The sequence below is a fragment of the Enterobacter sp. BIDMC 27 genome, assembly GCF_000534415.1.
Taxonomy (GTDB): Bacteria; Pseudomonadota; Gammaproteobacteria; order Enterobacterales; family Enterobacteriaceae; genus Enterobacter; species Enterobacter hormaechei_C.
This window is the reverse complement of sequence record NZ_KI973178.1, coordinates 3,730,699-3,746,945: the sequence shown is the minus strand read 5'-3', so window position 1 is coordinate 3,746,945 and position 16,247 is coordinate 3,730,699. Positions and strand designations below refer to the sequence as shown.

The window sequence follows — 16,247 nt, the reverse complement described above, 5'->3', positions numbered from 1 at the left end:
TGTGTTACACCTGCGGGAAAATCAGCTCCAGTGCCTGGAGGGAATCTTCCCAGTCGGCGCGTTCAAAAATACCCTGTTGCAGAAATGCCTCCAGCTGCGGCCACAGGGCAATCGCTTTATCGAGCATCGGGTCGCTGCCTTTGGCGTACGCCCCGACGCTTACCAGATCGCGGTTGCGCTGGAAGCTGGAGAGCAGTTGTTTGAAGTTACGCACGCGGGCGTAGTGTTGCTCGGTGATCAAGGCCGTCATCGCACGGCTGATCGAGGCTTCAATATCAATTGCCGGATAGTGCCCGGCTTCGGCCAGACGGCGCGACAGCACGATATGGCCGTCGAGGATCGCGCGCGCGGAGTCGGCAATCGGGTCCTGCTGGTCATCGCCTTCGGTCAGTACCGTATAGAACGCGGTGATGGAGCCGCCGCCGCTGATGCCGTTCCCCGCGCGCTCAACCAACGCCGGGAGCTTGGCGAAGACCGACGGCGGGTAGCCTTTGGTCGCGGGCGGCTCGCCGATGGCCAGCGCAATCTCACGCTGCGCCATCGCGTAGCGGGTCAGGGAGTCCATAATCAGCAGCACGTGCTGGCCCCGGTCGCGGAAATCTTCCGCAATACGCGTGGCGTAGGCGGCACCCTGCATACGCAGTAGCGGCGACACGTCCGCAGGCGCGGCGATCACTACCGAGCGGGCGCGGCCCTCCGCACCCAGAATGTTTTCGATGAAATCTTTGACTTCGCGACCACGCTCACCAATCAGGCCAACCACGATAACGTCCGCCTGGGTATAACGCGCCATCATGCCGAGCAGGACCGATTTACCCACGCCGGAGCCGGCAAACAGCCCCATACGCTGGCCGCGTCCCACGGTGAGCAGGGCGTTAATCGGCCGCACGCCGGTATCCAGTACGTGCTCGATGGGCGTGCGTTGCAGCGGGTTGAAGGGTTGGGTGATCAGCGCGCCGGATTCGGTGGTATCAGGGGAGGGCAGGCCATCGAGCGGTTTGCCGCTTCCGTCCAGCACGCGGCCCAGCAGCGCCGGACCGAGCGGGAGCTGTTTGCCGCTTTGCAGGCCGTCACCGCTGATGTTTTTCGCGTAGACGCGGGCGCCGGGCAAAATCCCTTCCACTTCTTCAAGGGGCATCAGAAACAGGCGCTGACCGTTGAACCCGACCACTTCGCTTTCCACTTCACGCGTCTCCCCCCCGTCCTGACGCTCAATCACGCAGGTGGCACCGAGCGGAAGTTGCAGCCCCGTGGCTTCCAGGACCAGACCGGTGGCGCGCGTCAGGCGTCCATAACGACGAACGGATGGCAGCTGCGCCATCTTCGTTTCAAAATTATCAAGCGTGTTAAGCCATCGCGTAAGGCGAGCGGTCATCAGACGACTCCCGGTGCCGCCAGGCGGCACAGTTCCTGCCAGCGGGTCGCGACGCTGGCATCCAGATCGCCCTCATCCGCCGAGACCTTACAGCCTCCGTGATGGAGCGACGGATCGCCGCGCAGCCGCCAGCCGTGCAGGCTCAGCGTCGCGCCGAGGCTCTCTTCCACGCGCTGCAAATCATCAGGATGAACGCGCAGCTGCGGTTTGCCGCTGAACAGCGGCTCCTGCTGGAGCAGCCCCTGGATCTGCTTAATCAGCGCGGCGTTATCCACTACCGGCGTCTGGCCGATCACCTGACGGGCCGCCTCCAGCGCCATCTGCATCAGGCGCGAGGCAATCACGCTGTCGAGCGCATCCAGCGTGTGCTGAAACTCGCTCACCAGTTGCTGCATGCGGGCATGCAGCGGCGCCTGCTGCTGGCGCGCCTGCTCGATGCCCTGCTCTAAACCTTTCGCCAGCCCTTCCTGATAACCCTGTGCGTGCCCGGTCTGACGGCCTTCGTTCATCCCGGCGTTGAAGCCCTGCTCGTGCGCCTGCATTTGCATCTGGGCCAGCATCTGGGCGCGCTGTTCCTCTTCACTCAGCTCGGGTATGCCCGCCCCGGCGTCGCCCTCGTCGGACGACACAACGGCAGGGGTGAACTCTGCGGTGGGAGGGGAGAGGTCGTCAGGCGTCCAGCGCTTCCACGACAGTTCATCAGACATAGGTGTCGTCTCCGCTGCCAATCACCATCTCGCCGGTTTCTGCCAGACGACGAACAATAAGCAGGATCGCTTTCTGTTCGTTTTCCACCTGAGACAAACGCACCGGGCCACGGTTGGCCAGGTCGTCGCGCAGGATATCGGCCGCACGCTGGGACATGTTGCGCAGGAATTTCTCGCGCAGCGGCTGCTCGGCGCCTTTGAGGGCGATAAGCAGCGATTCGGAGTCCACCTCCTGAAGCAGGCGCTGGATACTGCGGTCGTCCACTTCGACCAGGTTTTCGAACAGGAACATCTCGTCGATAATTTTCTGCGCCAGCTCGCCGTCGAACTCGCGTACCGCCGTAATAACCGCCTCTTCCTGCTGCGTTTTCATTAGGTTGATGATTTCCGCTGCCGTTCTCACGCCGCCCATTTTGCTGCGCTTGAGGTTCTGGCCGTCGAGCAGGTTGTTCAGCACTTCGGTCAGCTCCGCCAGCGCGGCTGGCTGGACGCCGCCGAAGGTGGCGATACGCAGCATTACGTCGTGGCGCAGACGCTCGTCGAACAGCGCCAGAATATCGGCCGCCTGGCCCCGTTTGAGGTGGACCAGAATGGTGGCGATAATCTGCGGGTGCTCGTCGCGAATAAGATCGGCGGCGCTTTGCGGCTCCATAAAGTTGAGCGTTTCGATCCCGCTGGCGGTGTCGCGCGTTTCGAGAATATCTTCCAGCAGGCTGGCGGCGCGCTCTTCGCCCAGCGCCTTAACCAGCACGGAGCGCAGGTATTCGTTGGCGTTGACGTTGAGCGCGGCAAACTGCTCGGCTTCCTGCTCAAACTCCGCCAGCACTTCTGTCAGCTGCTTGTTGGAGATCTGGCGCACGTTGGCCATCGCCGCGCTGAGGATCTGCACTTCTCGCTGGGAGAGGTGTTTAAACACCTCCGCCGCACGATCTTCGCCAATGGTCATCAGCAGGATGACGCTCTTATCGGTGCCTGTAAGCGTATTACTCATGTTCGTTACCCATCCAACCGCGGATGACCAGCGCGACGACGCGCGGATCGTTATCTGACATTTCGCGAATGCGCTGGCTCATCACCTCTGCGCCCATACGCTGGTTAGCACGGCGCTGCTGCATCTGTTCATCTTTGCTGAGACGAACTTCAACCGCTTCTTCCTCGTCCGGACGCGCGTTCTTCTGTTCCAGCGCGGCTTTCTCGGCTTCAGCACGGCGCTGTAGCTGAGGACGAACGCCCTTACGCCACAGCAGCCACGCGACAATCAGCACCAGCAGCCAGCGACCTGCGGACATCAGCTGATCGAAGAACGCCTGCTGTTGCCAGAACGGCAGTTCGCCACCGGTCTCATCCACCGGGTTGAACGGTGAGTTCACAACGTTGAGGGTATCGCCACGTTTTTCAGAGAAGCCCATCGCTTCGCGGGTCAAATCTTCGATCTGCTTCATCTGCTCCGCCGTGAGCGGCAGCGGTTTACCGTCCGGCAGCGTTTTGTAGTTCACCACCACGGCAACAGAGAGACGCTGAATATCGCCCGTGTTCAGTTTGGTATGGCGGATAGTCCGGTCGACTTCGTAGTTGGTCGTTTCGTTACGGCTGCTGTTACGCGGGCCGGTACTGTTCGCGGTCGAGGTCGTCTGCTGATTCGTTTGCTGACCGTTCTGCGGGTTTGCCGGCGGGGTGGAGATTGGCGCGGCGTTGGCAGGCGCAGGCTGGTTAGAGAGCGCGCCCGGCACACCGCCAGGATACTGGCCGCCGACCTGTTCCGTCTCATTGATCTGACGCGAGCGTAACACGGCGCGGGAGGCATCCCCGTTCGGAGCGTACTGCTCTTCGGTCTGTTCTTTATTCGAGAAATCAATCTGCGCGGTGACCTGCGCGTGTACGTTGCTGCTGCCGACCACCGGGCCCAGAATCGCTTCGATGCGACGCTGGAGACGGCCTTCCACATCCGCGGCGTATTTCAGCTGAGCGTCGTTGAGATCGCGCCCGGCGGTGTTGGACTGCGTCAGCAGATGACCACTCTGATCGACAAGCGTAACGTTACCCGGCGGCAGACCGGCCACCGCACTGGAGACCAGGTGCGTGACGGCGCTGATCTGCCCTTCATCCAGCGCACGGCCAGGTTCGAGGTTAACGGTCACAGAGGCCGAAGGGGACTTTTGTTCACGGACAAACAGGGACGGCTTAGGCATCGCCAGGTGCACGCGGGCACTTTTCACCGGGCCTAAGGTTTCAATCGTACGGGCCAGCTCACCTTCCAGTGCGCGCTGATAGTTAACCTGCTCGCTGAACTGACTGATGCCGAATTTTTCCTGATCCAGCAGCTCAAACCCAACCGCGCCGCCTTTTGGCAGCCCCTGCTGGGCGAGACGCAGGCGAAGCTCGTGCACTTTATCTGCCGGTACTTCAAGCGCACCACCGTTATCGGCAAAGCGATACGGGATGTTCATCTGGGTTAACTGGGTGACGATGGCACCGCCATCCTGGTCGGAAAGGTTGCTGTAGAGCGTGCGGTAATCCGGGCTTTTTGCCCATAAGACCATCGCGACAACGATCGCAATGGCGGCAGCGCCTGCCACAATCAACGGGATCTTAGGGTTGGCGCGAAGGCGGTTCATCCACTCGAGTGATTTATTCTGTGGCGCTGTCGATGCTGCTGTCGCACTCATTGCGCACCTCTTAAATCCTGGTGGTTTACGTTATTCGTGTAGAGAAACAAAACTGACTCCCGGGTCGGCAAACACGACAAAAGTTCCATACTGATGGCCCTGCCATTATTTGATGATTCGGGATTTTCTATGCGTCAAATAACCTGGTTTTTTAACGCTATTTACCGCCATTATCTTATTGACAAGCTGTTAGTCTTGACCTCGTAAAAAACCATCCAGGGGAGAGTCATGGCTATACAGGGCATTGAAGGGGTACTCAGTCAGTTACAGGCAACGGCGATGACCGCCCGTAATCAGAGCGTGGCTGACCAGCCGCCGGGCGTTAGCTTCGCCGGTCAACTGCATGCGGCGCTGGACCTGATCAGCGACAAGCAAAACGCGGCCCGTACCCAGGCTGAGAGATTTACCCTTGGCGAACCCGGCGTGGCGCTCAACGATGTGATGGCCGATCTGCAAAAAGCGTCGGTGTCATTGCAGATGGGGTTGCAGGTGCGTAACAAGCTGGTGTCGGCATACCAGGAAGTGATGGGGATGCAGGTTTAATCAATACCTATCTTACGCTGGCAGCCTGATGGCTTTAATGCCACAATATTTTTTTCTTCGCATGCAGGAAAGATGATGAAAAAAGTAGCAATTGTGGCTGCGATGCTGACGTTAGCGGGATGTGTTCAGGTAGATAACTATCAGGAAGTGATTAAGCACCCGGTACCTTCGCAACTGGCAGGTTACTGGCAGTCGAAAGGGCCGCAGAGCGCGATGGTGAGCCCGGAAGCGATCGCCACGCTGGTGGTGACGCCAGAGGGGGATACGCTGGATTGCCGTCAGTGGCAGCGCGTTATCGCGGTGCCGGGTAAGATCATGCTGCGTTCAGATGATTATTACAACGTGACCCGTAAGCTGGATGTCTATCCGCTGGAGCGTGATGGGGCGGCGCTGGAGTATGACGGTATGGAACTGTACAAGGTTGACCGTCCAACGGTGGAATGCGCAGATTACCTGAGCAAGAATCCGCTGGAGAGTAAGCTTCCGTAGCGGTAAAAGCAAAACGGCAATCATATTGCCGTTTTTAGGGTTTGCTCCCTCTCCCGGTGGGAGAGGGTCGGGGTGAGGGCATCAGGCCGCACTTTCCCAGCACTACAGCGCTTCCTCAATCACCCAGACGCTGACGCTTCCCCCGTTACAGAAGAACGTCCCTTCGCCATCCGCCGCCGTGGTCACGGTTTCCTCGCGGTTGCCTAAAAAATCACGCCAGGTCTTATTGCCGTAATTTTCCCCGAGGCAGATGGTCTTCTCGCCGTCATCACCATTTGACAGCACCACCACACAGCCCGGGTGCTCCTCAGTCCCGCTGCGGCTGAACGCAATGCAGTTTGGATGGTCGAAAAAGAGCGTCTGCACGCCGTGGGCAAAACGCTGCCGGGCGAGGATCAGCTCGTGGAGCTGTTCAATCACCGGCATATCGATGTGATACGTCTCGCCATCCCCGCCGGTGTCGTCATAGCTGGCGCCAAAAAGATCCGGGTAGAATACGCTCGGCACGCCGTTTTCACGCAGCAGGATGAGCGCGTAGGCCAGCGGTTTGAACCAGGCTTCAACCGGGGCTTCCAGCGCCTGCAAGGGTTGGGTATCGTGGTTGGCTACCAGGGTCACGGCATGGAACGGATCGGCTTCCACCAGCGTACCGGTGAAAATCTGGCTCATATCGTAGTCGCGTCCCTGGCGTGAGGCTTCGTGAAATTTCATTTGCAGTGGCGCATCAAACAGCATGGTTTTACCGTCCACCTGATTGATGTAGTGCTGCAATTTATCCACTTCGTGAGACCAGTATTCCGCCACGATAAACAGCGGCTGCGGGGCCACCTCCTGGACGTGCTCAATCCACTCTTTATAGAACCAGGCCGGGATGTGTTTTACCGCGTCCAGGCGGAAGCCGTCGCAGTGGGTTTGCTCCATCACCCAGCGCGCCCAGTATTTGATCTCCTCCGTCACCGCATGGTTGCGAAAATCGATATTTTCACCCATCAGGTAATCGAAATTGCCCATCTCGTCGTCGACCTGATCGTTCCAGCCTTCGCCGGTGTAGTCGTTCACGATTTTGAAGATACCGTCCTCATTGGGGTTTTCAATGTGGTCGATACCGCTGAAGCATTTGTAATCCCAGATGAACTGCGAATACTGCCCGGCCCGAACGGGGAAGGTGTAGCGCGTCCAGGCTTCGCATTCGATGATCTCATCGCTGATTTGGGTGCGATCCTGAGCATCCACGCGCTGCACGCGGACGGGTTCCTTTTCATCGGCCCCCATTTTATGGTTGACCACCACGTCCAGAAGCACCGCAATCTGGTTGCTTTTTAAGGCGTTGATGGCCTCCAGCAGCTGGGCTTTATCGCCGTATTTGGTGGCGACGCTGCCTTTCTGGTCAAACTCACCGAGGTCGAAAAGGTCATAAGAGTCATACCCGACGGAATAGCCGCCGGATGCCCCCTTATATGCCGGCGGTAACCAGACCATATTGATGCCGATTTCGTTCAGGTTGGGGGCTAATGCCGTGACTTCTCGCCACAGTTCACCGCCGGTGGGGTAGTACCAGTGAAAACATTGTAAAAGTGTTGGGTTGCGCATGCACCATCTCCATGAGGTCGCGAAACTCAAGTATGGAGCAGGTTTGGCAGAAATGCCTGGCGAACGAAACGGTTAACGCTCGAACGCCAGTTAAATGGCTAATTAATATCGCTATTACTTTGCGGAACCAGGACATGACCGCCCTGGTTACCGTAGGTGGAGAGAACGGTTTTCTGGATGGAGGATTGCCCAACCAGCTTCGCCAGTTCATCCATTCTGGCTTGCAGCAACGTTTTTACCTGGCCTTCGTTGTCCAGGATCACCCGCAGCGTCGGGCGAAGCTGCTCCTGAATCTGCATCGAAGGCTCACTTTCCTGAGTGAGACGAGCCAGTGAGTGCACCGCATTAACATAGTCGGTTTCACAGATGATCAGATCATCCCATAGTCCCTGCCGGGCCAGTCGCAACATCAACTGGCTCTGCTCAAGGAGTTGCTGATAAAGGGCATAAAGTTGCGGTGCGTTACTCATTAGACGGCGTCCTGCATCAGTTGTGGCGTACCGGCAACCTCCTTCCACCCGTCAGCGATATTGCGCAGCAAGTTTTCCACCTCTTCGATGGCGCTGGCGTCGTTATTCACGTTGGCGTGCAGGAGGCGACGTACCATATAGGCATAAAGGGCAATCAGGTTTTGCGTAAGCTCATCACCGTTATTTTCCACCAGGCCAACCTTCAGCCCGTTTTCGATAATGTTGATGGCTTTTGAGAGCGCCAGCCCTTTTGCCGGGATATTACCGTCTGCCAGGAACAGACGCGCGCGTACCAGCGCGCTGAGGGCTCCATCAAATAGCATGATAACCAGCTGCTGCTGGCTGGCGCTCATCACCGCGCTTTCAACTTCTATCTTTGCGTAGGCTTGCGTGCCTTTTGCGCCGTACATGTTATCCCCCTCGGGTCTGATTAGCGTTTACTACTTGTTGCTGGACGTATTTTCGAACTGCTGCGTCAGGTAGCTGCTGGTGTTGTTCAGCGAGGTCATCAGTACGTCCAGCTGGGTAAACTGGGCTTTGTACTGCGCCACTCTCGCGTCAATACGTTCGCTCACGGCGTTATATTGATCCGTTAACTTGTTCAGCGTTTTGCTGACGCCATCTTTGGCCGCCTGGATAATGCCTTTACTGGAAAGCCAGTCAGTCAGATGGGTGGCCATGGTGGTAGTGATCCCGGTGGTTTTACCGTCACCCACAACCAAATCTTTCACGGCAGACGGGTTATCCGTCAGCGCTTTTTTCAGCTTGTCGCTGTCCAGCTCCAGCTTACCCGTACTTGGATCGGAGGTAATGCCGACCTGAGACAGCGTTTTATAGGCGGTTCCGCCGACGGAGTTGCCCAGCATGGTTTTCAGCTGCGTCTGGATAGTACGCAGCGTACTGTCTCCGAGCAGGGCACCGTTGCTGGAATCCTGCGCATCTGTACCCGCATCAACCGCCGTATATTTGGTTAATGATGCAAAGCTGTCCTGAAGGGTGTTGTAGGCATCCACCCAGGCTTTCATCGCCGTTTCCGCTTTCGATGTATCTTTAGCGATCGTCAGCGTCTGGTTACCGGTGGTGACATCGTTCAGGTTCAGGGTGATATCTTCCAGCGCATCGCTGATGGTGTTGCTGCTGTTTTCGATATCGACGTTATTCACCTTCAGCTTGGCGTTCTGCGCGGTGACGCTTTCTGTCATGCCGTTGCTGGCGTCGGTGCTGGTGCCGTTGTAACCCATAAAGGATTGCAGGGCGCTGTCGCCGCTCACGCTGATGCTGACCGCGTTGTCCGCCCCGGTTTCGGTGGAGGTGATGGACAGACGGTACTGACCATTACCGACGTTAATAATACTGGCGGTCACGCCGGCGTCAGCTTTGTTAATCGCATCGCGAATGCCGGTCAGCGAGGAGTTTGCCGCGCTGATATCGACGGTCACCGGATCTTTACCGTTACCGGCGGTAAAGGTGATCTTGCTGTCAGCCGTGGCAATGGCCGTTTTGGTATCCGGCTGCGCGTTTTTGGTCGTCAGGGTTTGCGCCTGCGCCAGCTGCGACACGCTGATGGTGTATTTACCGGCAATCGCGCTGCCGGTGGTGGTGGCGCTGAATGCCGTGGTACTGCTCGACGTGCTGGTCGCTGTAAACAGATCGGCTTTATTCAGCGCGGTGTTGGCGGTCTGAAACGCTTCCAGTGAACTTTTCAACGTGCCGTAAGCGCTCAGCTTGGCGGTATACGATGTCTGTTGTTTGGAAATTGGCGTCAGCTGTGCTTTTTCGGCCGTGGTCAGACTATCCAGAATGTCTGCTAACTTAAGACCCGAACCAATCCCCAATGATGAAATACTTGCCATATTTATTCCTTAATCTATCGACACGTAGAACGAATAGTGGGGTTATCGGCCTTAATGGGGGAAAGTTTACGGTTAATTTCTTTTTTTTAATGGCGGGAATAACGGTAATAGAGAAGAGCTTTTCCGTGGCTAAAAAAATTAACGCGATCCTGAAAAAATATCTAAAGGTTGGTTTGGACCAGACGATAACACCTTTGACGGCGATGAAGCCGAAGGGTGGAAACCCAAATCTAACCAAACAGATTTGATGAACAACAGGAATCGAAATCATGGCACAAGTCATTAATACCAACAGCCTCTCGCTGATCACTCAGAACAACATCAACAAGAACCAGTCCGCTCTGTCTTCTTCTATCGAGCGTCTGTCTTCTGGTCTGCGTATCAACAGCGCGAAAGATGACGCTGCGGGCCAGGCTATCGCTAACCGCTTCACCTCTAACATCAAAGGTCTGACTCAGGCTGCACGTAACGCTAACGACGGTATCTCTCTGGCGCAGACCACTGAAGGCGCGCTGTCTGAAATCAACAACAACCTTCAGCGTGTTCGTGAACTGACCGTTCAGGCCTCTACTGGTACGAACTCTAAAACTGATTTGTCTTCAATCCAGGATGAAATTCAATCTCGACTGGATGAAATCGACCGTGTTTCAGGACAGACCCAATTTAACGGTGTCAATGTCTTGGCTAAAGACGGTTCTATGCAAATTCAGGTTGGTGCCAATGATGGGCAAAACATTACCATTGATCTGAAAAAAATCACAGCCTCAACTTTGGGTCTGACTGGTTTCGATGCCACCAAACTTGCTACAACCGTCAGTAATGGTACTAAGTTAAATGCTACTGTAGATTTTGCTTCCGCCACAGTTAGCAATACAGGGACTACGAATACTACAGCAACTGGTGATTCTTTAGTTCAAGATGATGCAGGTAATTATTTTGTTAAAGGCAGTGATGATAAGTATTACGCAGCAACGGTCGATTATACAGCAAATACCATCAAATTTAATGCAGATACAGCTGGCACGGTATCTGGTTCCGTATCTTCTGTTGCAGCAGCAACAGACACTGTAAGCGCAAAAATTGCTGTTGATACAACTACTTTAGGTGCAACTGAGTCACTGGTTTCATATAAAGATACGAGCGGCAATAACGCATATGCAGTTTATGATTCTGCTGCTAATACCTTTACTTCAGCGACCATTGACAGCACTGGTAAAGTGACTGCGGCTGCGGCTGCAAATACTGCGCTGAGCGATCTGAATTTGGATCCTTTAGATAAACTGGATGCTGCTATCTCTGATGTTGATAAATTCCGTTCTTCACTGGGTGCGGTACAGAACCGTCTGAGCTCTGCCGTAACCAACCTGAACAACACCACCACCAACCTGTCTGAAGCGCAGTCCCGTATTCAGGACGCCGACTATGCGACCGAAGTGTCCAACATGTCTAAAGCGCAGATCGTTCAGCAGGCCGGTAACTCCGTGCTGTCCAAAGCTAACCAGGTTCCTCAGCAGGTTCTGTCTCTGCTGCAAGGCTAATCGCCTGATGACGCTTAAACCCCGCTTCGGCGGGGTTTTTTCTGTCCGCATTTACGCGTAACCCCCCAAATAACCCCTCATTTCACCCACTATTCACCCGATTAAAACCCCTCCAGAATCGGATAATCATGCCGATAACTCAACTAACGCAGGGCTGTTTATCGTGAATTCACTCTATACCGCTGAAGGTGTAATGGATAAACACTCGCTGTGGCAGCGTTATGTTCCGCTGGTGCGTCACGAAGCATTGCGCCTCCAGGTGCGTTTGCCGGCGAGCGTGGAACTGGACGATCTGCTACAGGCGGGCGGTATCGGGTTATTGAATGCAGTTGACCGGTACGACGCTCTGCAAGGAACGGCATTTACGACTTACGCAGTGCAGCGTATTCGTGGTGCGATGCTGGACGAGCTGCGCAGCCGCGACTGGGTGCCGCGCAGCGTTCGCCGCAACGCGCGCGAAGTGGCGCATGCGATGGGGCAGCTGGAACAGGAGCTGGGGCGCAACGCGACGGAAACCGAAGTAGCGGAGCGTCTGGGCATTCCTGTTGAAGAGTATCGCCAGATGTTGCTCGATACCAATAACAGCCAACTCTTCTCTTATGATGAGTGGCGCGAAGAGCATGGCGATAGCATCGAGCTGGTGACCGATGAACATCAGCAAGAAAACCCGTTACACCATTTACTGGAAGGGAATTTACGCCAGCGCGTGATGGAAGCGATCGAAGCTTTACCGGAACGTGAGCAACTGGTGTTAACCCTCTATTACCAGGAAGAGCTCAATCTCAAAGAGATTGGCGCCGTGCTGGAGGTGGGCGAGTCTCGGGTGAGCCAGCTGCACAGCCAGGCCATTAAACGCCTGCGCACAAAACTGGGTAAGTTATAGGTGAGTTATTCGCCTTGGAAATGCCGCACAACGTATTGACAACCAGGAGTTATCATGACGGTGCAGCAATCTAAAAGACGGCCTTTAAGCCGCTACCTGAAAGACTTTAAACACAGCCAGACGCATTGCGCCCACTGTAAAAAATTACTCGACCGCATCACGCTGGTTCGTCGCGGTGAAATCGTGAATAAGATTGCGATTTCCCGCCTCGACACGCTGATGGATGAAGCCGCCTGGCTTGAAGAGCAAAAAGAGTGGGTAGCGCTTTGCCGTTTCTGTGGCGATCTCCATTGCAAAGAGCAAAGCGACTTCTTCGATATTATCGGCTTCAAGCAATTCCTGTTTGAACAAACGGAGATGAGTCACGGCACCGTGCGTGAATACGTGGTTCGCCTGCGCCGCCTGGGTCAGCATTTGACCATGCAAAATATCTCCCGCGATCTGCTGACGACCGGATACCTGGATGAAAATCTGGAACCCTGGTTGCCCGCCACCAGTACCAATAATTACCGCATCGCGCTGCGAAAGTACGCGCAATATAAAGTCCAGATGCCGGGCGTCATAAAGCAGAAAGTCCGCGCCGGAACAACTTCTGATATATATTAAAAAAGAATAAGATGTAGCGCAGCCGCCTTTGACGTTGCAGGCGATTTCTCTACACTACTCAAAAATTCCACTGTATCGGGGTACTTATGAAATTAGCACTTCTGGGTCGTCAGGCGCTGATGGGGATGATGGCCGTTGCGCTGGTCGCGGGGATGAGCGTGAAAACGTTCGCGGCAGAGAATCTGCTCAACAAAGTTAAAGAGCGCGGCACGCTGCTGGTTGGGCTGGAAGGAACCTATCCTCCGTTCAGCTTCCAGGGCGACGACGGTAAACTGACCGGTTTTGAAGTGGAGTTTGCGCAGGAGCTGGCAAAACACCTCGGCGTTAAAGCCTCCCTGAAACCCACCAAATGGGACGGGATGCTGGCGTCACTGGATTCCAAACGTATTGACGTGGTGATTAACCAGGTAACCATTTCTGACGAGCGTAAGAAGAAGTATGACTTCTCCACGCCGTACACCGTGTCCGGTATTCAGGCGCTGGTGAAGAAAGGTAACGAAGGCAGTATCAAATCCGCAGCGGATCTGAAAGGTAAGAAAGTCGGCGTCGGTCTGGGCACCAACTACGAGGAGTGGCTGCGCCAGAATGTGCAGGGCGTGGACATCCGTACCTACGATGATGACCCGACGAAATACCAGGATCTGCGCGTAGGCCGTATTGACGCCATTCTGGTTGACCGCCTGGCAGCGCTGGATCTGGTGAAGAAAACCAACAATACCCTGGCTGTCGCGGGTGATGCGTTCTCCCGTCAGGAATCCGGCGTGGCGGTGCGTAAAGGTAACGAGGATCTGCTGAAAGCCATCGACGGCGCCATTGCTGAGATGCAGAAAGACGGTAGCCTGAAGGCGCTTTCTGAGAAGTGGTTTGGTGCAGACGTGACGAAATAAGTCTCTGACTGACAAAAAAAGGCGCTTTTAAAAGCGCCTTTTTTATTTCTCGCGCGTCTGCGTGCATAATGAAATAACAATTGTTTGCGTGACCGGAGGAACCATGTCACTACAGAATTTAACGCGCTTTCCCCGTCTGGAATTTATCGGCGCACCCACGCCGCTGGAGTATCTGCCGCGATTTTCTGACTACCTGGGGCGCGATATATTCATTAAGCGTGACGATGTGACGCCCATGGCGATGGGCGGAAATAAGCTGCGCAAGCTGGAATTTCTCGCCGCCGATGCCCTGCGCGAAGGCGCGGACACGCTGATCACCGCCGGGGCAATTCAGTCTAACCACGTTCGCCAGACGGCGGCAGTGGCGGCGAAGCTGGGACTCCACTGCGTAGCCCTGCTGGAGAATCCGATCGGCACGCAGGCAGAGAATTACCTGACTAACGGTAACCGTCTGCTGCTGGATCTGTTCAACGTGCAGGTTGAAATGGTCGACGCGTTGACCGACCCGGCTGCACAGCTCGACGAGCTGGCGACGCGTCTGGAAGCGCAGGGTTTTCGTCCGTACGTGATCCCGGTTGGCGGCTCGAATGCGCTGGGTGCCCTCGGCTATGTTGAGAGCGCGCTGGAATTCGCTCAGCAGTGCGAAGGCGCGGTAAGTTTATCCTCGGTGGTGGTGGCGTCCGGCAGTGCGGGAACCCATGCCGGTTTAGCGGTCGGGCTTGAGCAGCTGATGCCAGACGTCGAGCTGATTGGCGTGACCGTTTCCAGAAGCGTTGCGGACCAGAAGCCGAAAGTCGTCACCCTGCAACAGGCGGTGGCTGAACAGCTTGCGCTTCAGGCGAAGGCGGAAATAGTGCTGTGGGATGACTATTTCGCGCCGGGCTATGGCACCCCCAATGATGAAGGGATGGAGGCGGTTAAGCTGCTGGCCCGTCTCGAAGGTATTCTGCTCGACCCGGTCTATACCGGCAAGGCAATGGCGGGCCTGATCGACGGCATCGCCCGCAAGCGCTTTAAGGATGAAGGACCCATTTTGTTTGTTCATACTGGCGGAGCGCCTGCGCTGTTTGCCTATCATCCTCATGTCTAAAAATCAGGTAGAAAAATAATAATGCAAGAAAGTATTCAACTGGTTATTGATTCGCTGCCGTTCTTGCTTAAGGGCGCGGTGTTTACTTTACAGCTCAGTATCGGCGGGATGTTCTTCGGGCTGGTGCTCGGGTTTGTGCTGGCACTGATGCGCATGTCGAACATCTGGCCGGTGCGGTGGCTGGCGCGGTTTTACATCTCCGTGTTCCGCGGAACGCCGCTTATCGCCCAGCTGTTTATGATTTACTACGGTCTGCCACAGTTCGGTATTGAGCTGGATCCGATCCCGGCGGCGATGATAGGCCTGTCGCTGAATACCGCGGCGTACACCTCTGAAACGCTGCGTGCGGCGATCTCCTCCATCGATAAAGGACAGTGGGAAGCGGCGGCCAGTATCGGGATGACCCCGTGGCAGACGCTGCGCCGGGCGATCCTGCCCCAGGCGGCGCGCGTGGCGCTGCCGCCGCTGAGCAACAGCTTTATCAGCCTGGTGAAAGACACCTCGCTTGCGGCGACCATTCAGGTGCCGGAGCTGTTCCGTCAGGCGCAGCTGATCACCTCGCGCACGCTGGAAGTGTTTACCATGTATCTGGCGGCCTCTCTGATTTACTGGGTGATGGCGACGGTGCTGTCCGCTCTGCAAAACTATTTTGAAAACCAGCTTAACCGCCAGGAGCGTGATCCAAAATGAGTGCAATTGACGTTAAAAACCTGGTGAAAAAATTCCATGGACAAACGGTGCTGCATGGCATTGACCTTGAAGTTGAGCAGGGCGAAGTGGTGGCCATTATCGGCCCGAGCGGATCAGGCAAAACCACGCTGCTGCGCAGCATCAATTTACTGGAGCAGCCCGAAGGCGGGACGATCCGCGTGGGTGATATCACCATTGATACCGGGAAACCCATCAGCCAGCAAAAAGGGCTGATTCGCCGCCTGCGCCAGCATGTCGGCTTCGTGTTCCAGAGCTTTAATCTCTTTCCGCACCGCACGGTGCTGGAAAACATTATTGAAGGGCCGGTCATCGTCAAGGGGGAACCTAAGGAAGACGCGACGGTCCGCGCCCGCGAGCTGCTGGCGAAGGTTGGGCTGGCAGGGAAGGAGACGAGCTATCCGCGTCGCTTATCTGGCGGGCAGCAGCAGCGTGTCGCCATTGCGCGCGCGCTGGCGATGCGCCCGGATGTGATCCTGTTTGACGAACCCACATCCGCGCTCGATCCTGAGCTGGTCGGGGAAGTACTGAACACGATCCGACAGCTGGCGCAGGAGAAACGCACGATGGTGATTGTGACGCATGAAATGAGCTTCGCTCGCGACGTTGCCGATCGGGCTATTTTCATGGATCAGGGGAGAATAGTTGAGCAGGGGCCGGCTAAAGCGCTGTTTGCCAATCCGCAGCAGCCCCGAACCCGTCAGTTCCTTGAAAAATTCTTAATGCAGTAGCATTTTAGCGTTCAATTTGCTCCAGATGCCGCTTCTGGAGCAAATTATCCTCCCTTAAACTCCGTTCTGTTGCTTTTTTATTCCGCCTGATGTGGATAAGCCATCGCCAAA

The 16,247-nt window shown here is 55.9% G+C and carries 17 protein-coding genes; 9 read left to right on the top strand and 8 right to left on the bottom strand.

What is annotated here, in order from left to right; genetic code table 11:
- Window positions 1-4 precede the first annotated feature (4 nt).
- Genes fliI through fliF form a run of 4 tightly spaced genes read right to left on the bottom strand, consistent with a single transcriptional unit; the run spans window position 5 to window position 4,748 of the window.
- Window positions 5-1,375: a flagellar protein export ATPase FliI gene (gene fliI / locus L463_RS05090; protein WP_023294953.1), complete on the bottom strand. Its 1,371-nt coding sequence runs from the start codon at window positions 1,373-1,375 to the stop codon at window positions 5-7.
- Window positions 1,375-2,082 (bottom strand): flagellar assembly protein FliH, encoded by a 708-nt coding sequence (fliH, locus tag L463_RS05095; RefSeq protein ID WP_017693145.1) that lies wholly within the window; start codon window positions 2,080-2,082, stop codon window positions 1,375-1,377. The genes fliI and fliH overlap by 1 nt, the downstream gene beginning before the upstream one ends.
- A complete protein-coding gene (gene fliG, locus L463_RS05100) occupies window positions 2,075-3,073 on the bottom strand; it encodes a flagellar motor switch protein FliG (protein ID WP_003859608.1) in 999 nt (332 codons plus the stop codon). Before fliG ends, fliH begins: the two co-directional genes overlap by 8 nt.
- The gene (gene fliF / locus L463_RS05105; RefSeq protein ID WP_017383346.1) at window positions 3,066-4,748 is read right to left on the bottom strand and encodes a flagellar basal-body MS-ring/collar protein FliF; all 1,683 of its coding nucleotides are present in this window, start codon (window positions 4,746-4,748) and stop codon (window positions 3,066-3,068) included. The genes fliG and fliF overlap by 8 nt, the downstream gene beginning before the upstream one ends.
- Window positions 4,749-4,976: 228 nt before the next feature.
- On the opposite strand from fliF, the gene fliE reads away from it, so the two are divergent.
- A complete protein-coding gene (gene fliE / locus L463_RS05110) occupies window positions 4,977-5,291 on the top strand; it encodes a flagellar hook-basal body complex protein FliE (protein WP_023294952.1) in 315 nt (104 codons plus the stop codon).
- 75 nt (window positions 5,292-5,366) lie between these two features.
- Window positions 5,367-5,780: a lipoprotein YedD gene (gene yedD / locus L463_RS05115; protein ID WP_003859613.1), complete on the top strand. Its 414-nt coding sequence runs from the start codon at window positions 5,367-5,369 to the stop codon at window positions 5,778-5,780.
- Between the two features lie 102 nt (window positions 5,781-5,882).
- Here the strand turns inward: yedD and amyA are convergent, their stop codons facing one another.
- From amyA to fliD, 4 genes are all read right to left on the bottom strand, one after another.
- Window positions 5,883-7,370 carry an alpha-amylase gene (amyA, locus tag L463_RS05120; RefSeq protein WP_032104238.1) on the bottom strand — a complete coding sequence of 496 codons (1,488 nt, stop codon included), beginning with the start codon at window positions 7,368-7,370 and terminating at the stop codon, window positions 5,883-5,885.
- Between the two features lie 98 nt (window positions 7,371-7,468).
- The gene (fliT, locus tag L463_RS05125) at window positions 7,469-7,840 is read right to left on the bottom strand and encodes a flagella biosynthesis regulatory protein FliT (protein WP_006811148.1); all 372 of its coding nucleotides are present in this window, start codon (window positions 7,838-7,840) and stop codon (window positions 7,469-7,471) included.
- Entirely contained in the window at window positions 7,840-8,250 is a 411-nt protein-coding gene (fliS, locus tag L463_RS05130) for a flagellar export chaperone FliS (protein WP_003859616.1), read from the bottom strand. The genes fliT and fliS overlap by 1 nt, the downstream gene beginning before the upstream one ends.
- 30 nt (window positions 8,251-8,280) lie before the next feature.
- Window positions 8,281-9,693: a flagellar filament capping protein FliD gene (gene fliD, locus L463_RS05135; protein WP_017693218.1), complete on the bottom strand. Its 1,413-nt coding sequence runs from the start codon at window positions 9,691-9,693 to the stop codon at window positions 8,281-8,283.
- A gap of 269 nt (window positions 9,694-9,962) precedes the next feature.
- On the opposite strand from fliD, the gene L463_RS05140 reads away from it, so the two are divergent.
- From L463_RS05140 to tcyN, 7 genes are all read left to right on the top strand, one after another.
- Window positions 9,963-11,231 carry a FliC/FljB family flagellin gene (locus L463_RS05140; protein WP_023294951.1) on the top strand — a complete coding sequence of 423 codons (1,269 nt, stop codon included), beginning with the start codon at window positions 9,963-9,965 and terminating at the stop codon, window positions 11,229-11,231.
- A gap of 163 nt (window positions 11,232-11,394) precedes the next feature.
- On the top strand, window positions 11,395-12,114 hold the full coding sequence (locus tag L463_RS05145; protein ID WP_003859623.1) for an RNA polymerase sigma factor FliA: 720 nt from the start codon (window positions 11,395-11,397) through the stop codon (window positions 12,112-12,114).
- Between the two features lie 54 nt (window positions 12,115-12,168).
- Window positions 12,169-12,720: a flagella biosynthesis regulatory protein FliZ gene (fliZ, locus tag L463_RS05150; protein WP_015570235.1), complete on the top strand. Its 552-nt coding sequence runs from the start codon at window positions 12,169-12,171 to the stop codon at window positions 12,718-12,720.
- Window positions 12,721-12,806: 86 nt separating this feature from the next.
- The gene (gene tcyJ, locus L463_RS05155; RefSeq protein WP_003859627.1) at window positions 12,807-13,607 is read left to right on the top strand and encodes a cystine ABC transporter substrate-binding protein; all 801 of its coding nucleotides are present in this window, start codon (window positions 12,807-12,809) and stop codon (window positions 13,605-13,607) included.
- A gap of 103 nt (window positions 13,608-13,710) precedes the next feature.
- Window positions 13,711-14,697 carry a D-cysteine desulfhydrase gene (dcyD, locus tag L463_RS05160; protein WP_032104236.1) on the top strand — a complete coding sequence of 329 codons (987 nt, stop codon included), beginning with the start codon at window positions 13,711-13,713 and terminating at the stop codon, window positions 14,695-14,697.
- Window positions 14,698-14,718: 21 nt separating this feature from the next.
- Window positions 14,719-15,387, top strand: coding sequence for a cystine ABC transporter permease (gene tcyL, locus L463_RS05165; protein WP_003859632.1), 669 nt, complete (start codon window positions 14,719-14,721; stop codon window positions 15,385-15,387).
- Window positions 15,384-16,136 (top strand): L-cystine ABC transporter ATP-binding protein TcyN, encoded by a 753-nt coding sequence (tcyN, locus tag L463_RS05170; RefSeq protein WP_003859634.1) that lies wholly within the window; start codon window positions 15,384-15,386, stop codon window positions 16,134-16,136. The genes tcyL and tcyN overlap by 4 nt, the downstream gene beginning before the upstream one ends.
- Window positions 16,137-16,247: the final 111 nt, after the last annotated feature.

What these genes read in the sequence shown, in the direction of transcription:
- yedD (WP_003859613.1), top strand. Translation starts at nt 5,367, where the DNA reads ATGAAAAAAGTAGCAATTGTGGCTGCGATGCTGACGTTAGCGGGATGT.
- fliF (WP_017383346.1), bottom strand. Translation starts at nt 4,748, where the DNA reads ATGAGTGCGACAGCAGCATCGACAGCGCCACAGAATAAATCACTCGAG.
- tcyN (WP_003859634.1), top strand. Translation starts at nt 15,384, where the DNA reads ATGAGTGCAATTGACGTTAAAAACCTGGTGAAAAAATTCCATGGACAA.
- fliT (WP_006811148.1), bottom strand. Translation starts at nt 7,840, where the DNA reads ATGAGTAACGCACCGCAACTTTATGCCCTTTATCAGCAACTCCTTGAG.
- fliZ (WP_015570235.1), top strand. Translation starts at nt 12,169, where the DNA reads ATGACGGTGCAGCAATCTAAAAGACGGCCTTTAAGCCGCTACCTGAAA.
- fliE (WP_023294952.1), top strand. Translation starts at nt 4,977, where the DNA reads ATGGCTATACAGGGCATTGAAGGGGTACTCAGTCAGTTACAGGCAACG.
- fliS (WP_003859616.1), bottom strand. Translation starts at nt 8,250, where the DNA reads ATGTACGGCGCAAAAGGCACGCAAGCCTACGCAAAGATAGAAGTTGAA.
- fliI (WP_023294953.1), bottom strand. Translation starts at nt 1,375, where the DNA reads ATGACCGCTCGCCTTACGCGATGGCTTAACACGCTTGATAATTTTGAA.
- fliH (WP_017693145.1), bottom strand. Translation starts at nt 2,082, where the DNA reads ATGTCTGATGAACTGTCGTGGAAGCGCTGGACGCCTGACGACCTCTCC.
- L463_RS05140 (WP_023294951.1), top strand. Translation starts at nt 9,963, where the DNA reads ATGGCACAAGTCATTAATACCAACAGCCTCTCGCTGATCACTCAGAAC.
- fliD (WP_017693218.1), bottom strand. Translation starts at nt 9,693, where the DNA reads ATGGCAAGTATTTCATCATTGGGGATTGGTTCGGGTCTTAAGTTAGCA.
- amyA (WP_032104238.1), bottom strand. Translation starts at nt 7,370, where the DNA reads ATGCGCAACCCAACACTTTTACAATGTTTTCACTGGTACTACCCCACC.
- tcyL (WP_003859632.1), top strand. Translation starts at nt 14,719, where the DNA reads ATGCAAGAAAGTATTCAACTGGTTATTGATTCGCTGCCGTTCTTGCTT.
- fliG (WP_003859608.1), bottom strand. Translation starts at nt 3,073, where the DNA reads ATGAGTAATACGCTTACAGGCACCGATAAGAGCGTCATCCTGCTGATG.
- dcyD (WP_032104236.1), top strand. Translation starts at nt 13,711, where the DNA reads ATGTCACTACAGAATTTAACGCGCTTTCCCCGTCTGGAATTTATCGGC.
- tcyJ (WP_003859627.1), top strand. Translation starts at nt 12,807, where the DNA reads ATGAAATTAGCACTTCTGGGTCGTCAGGCGCTGATGGGGATGATGGCC.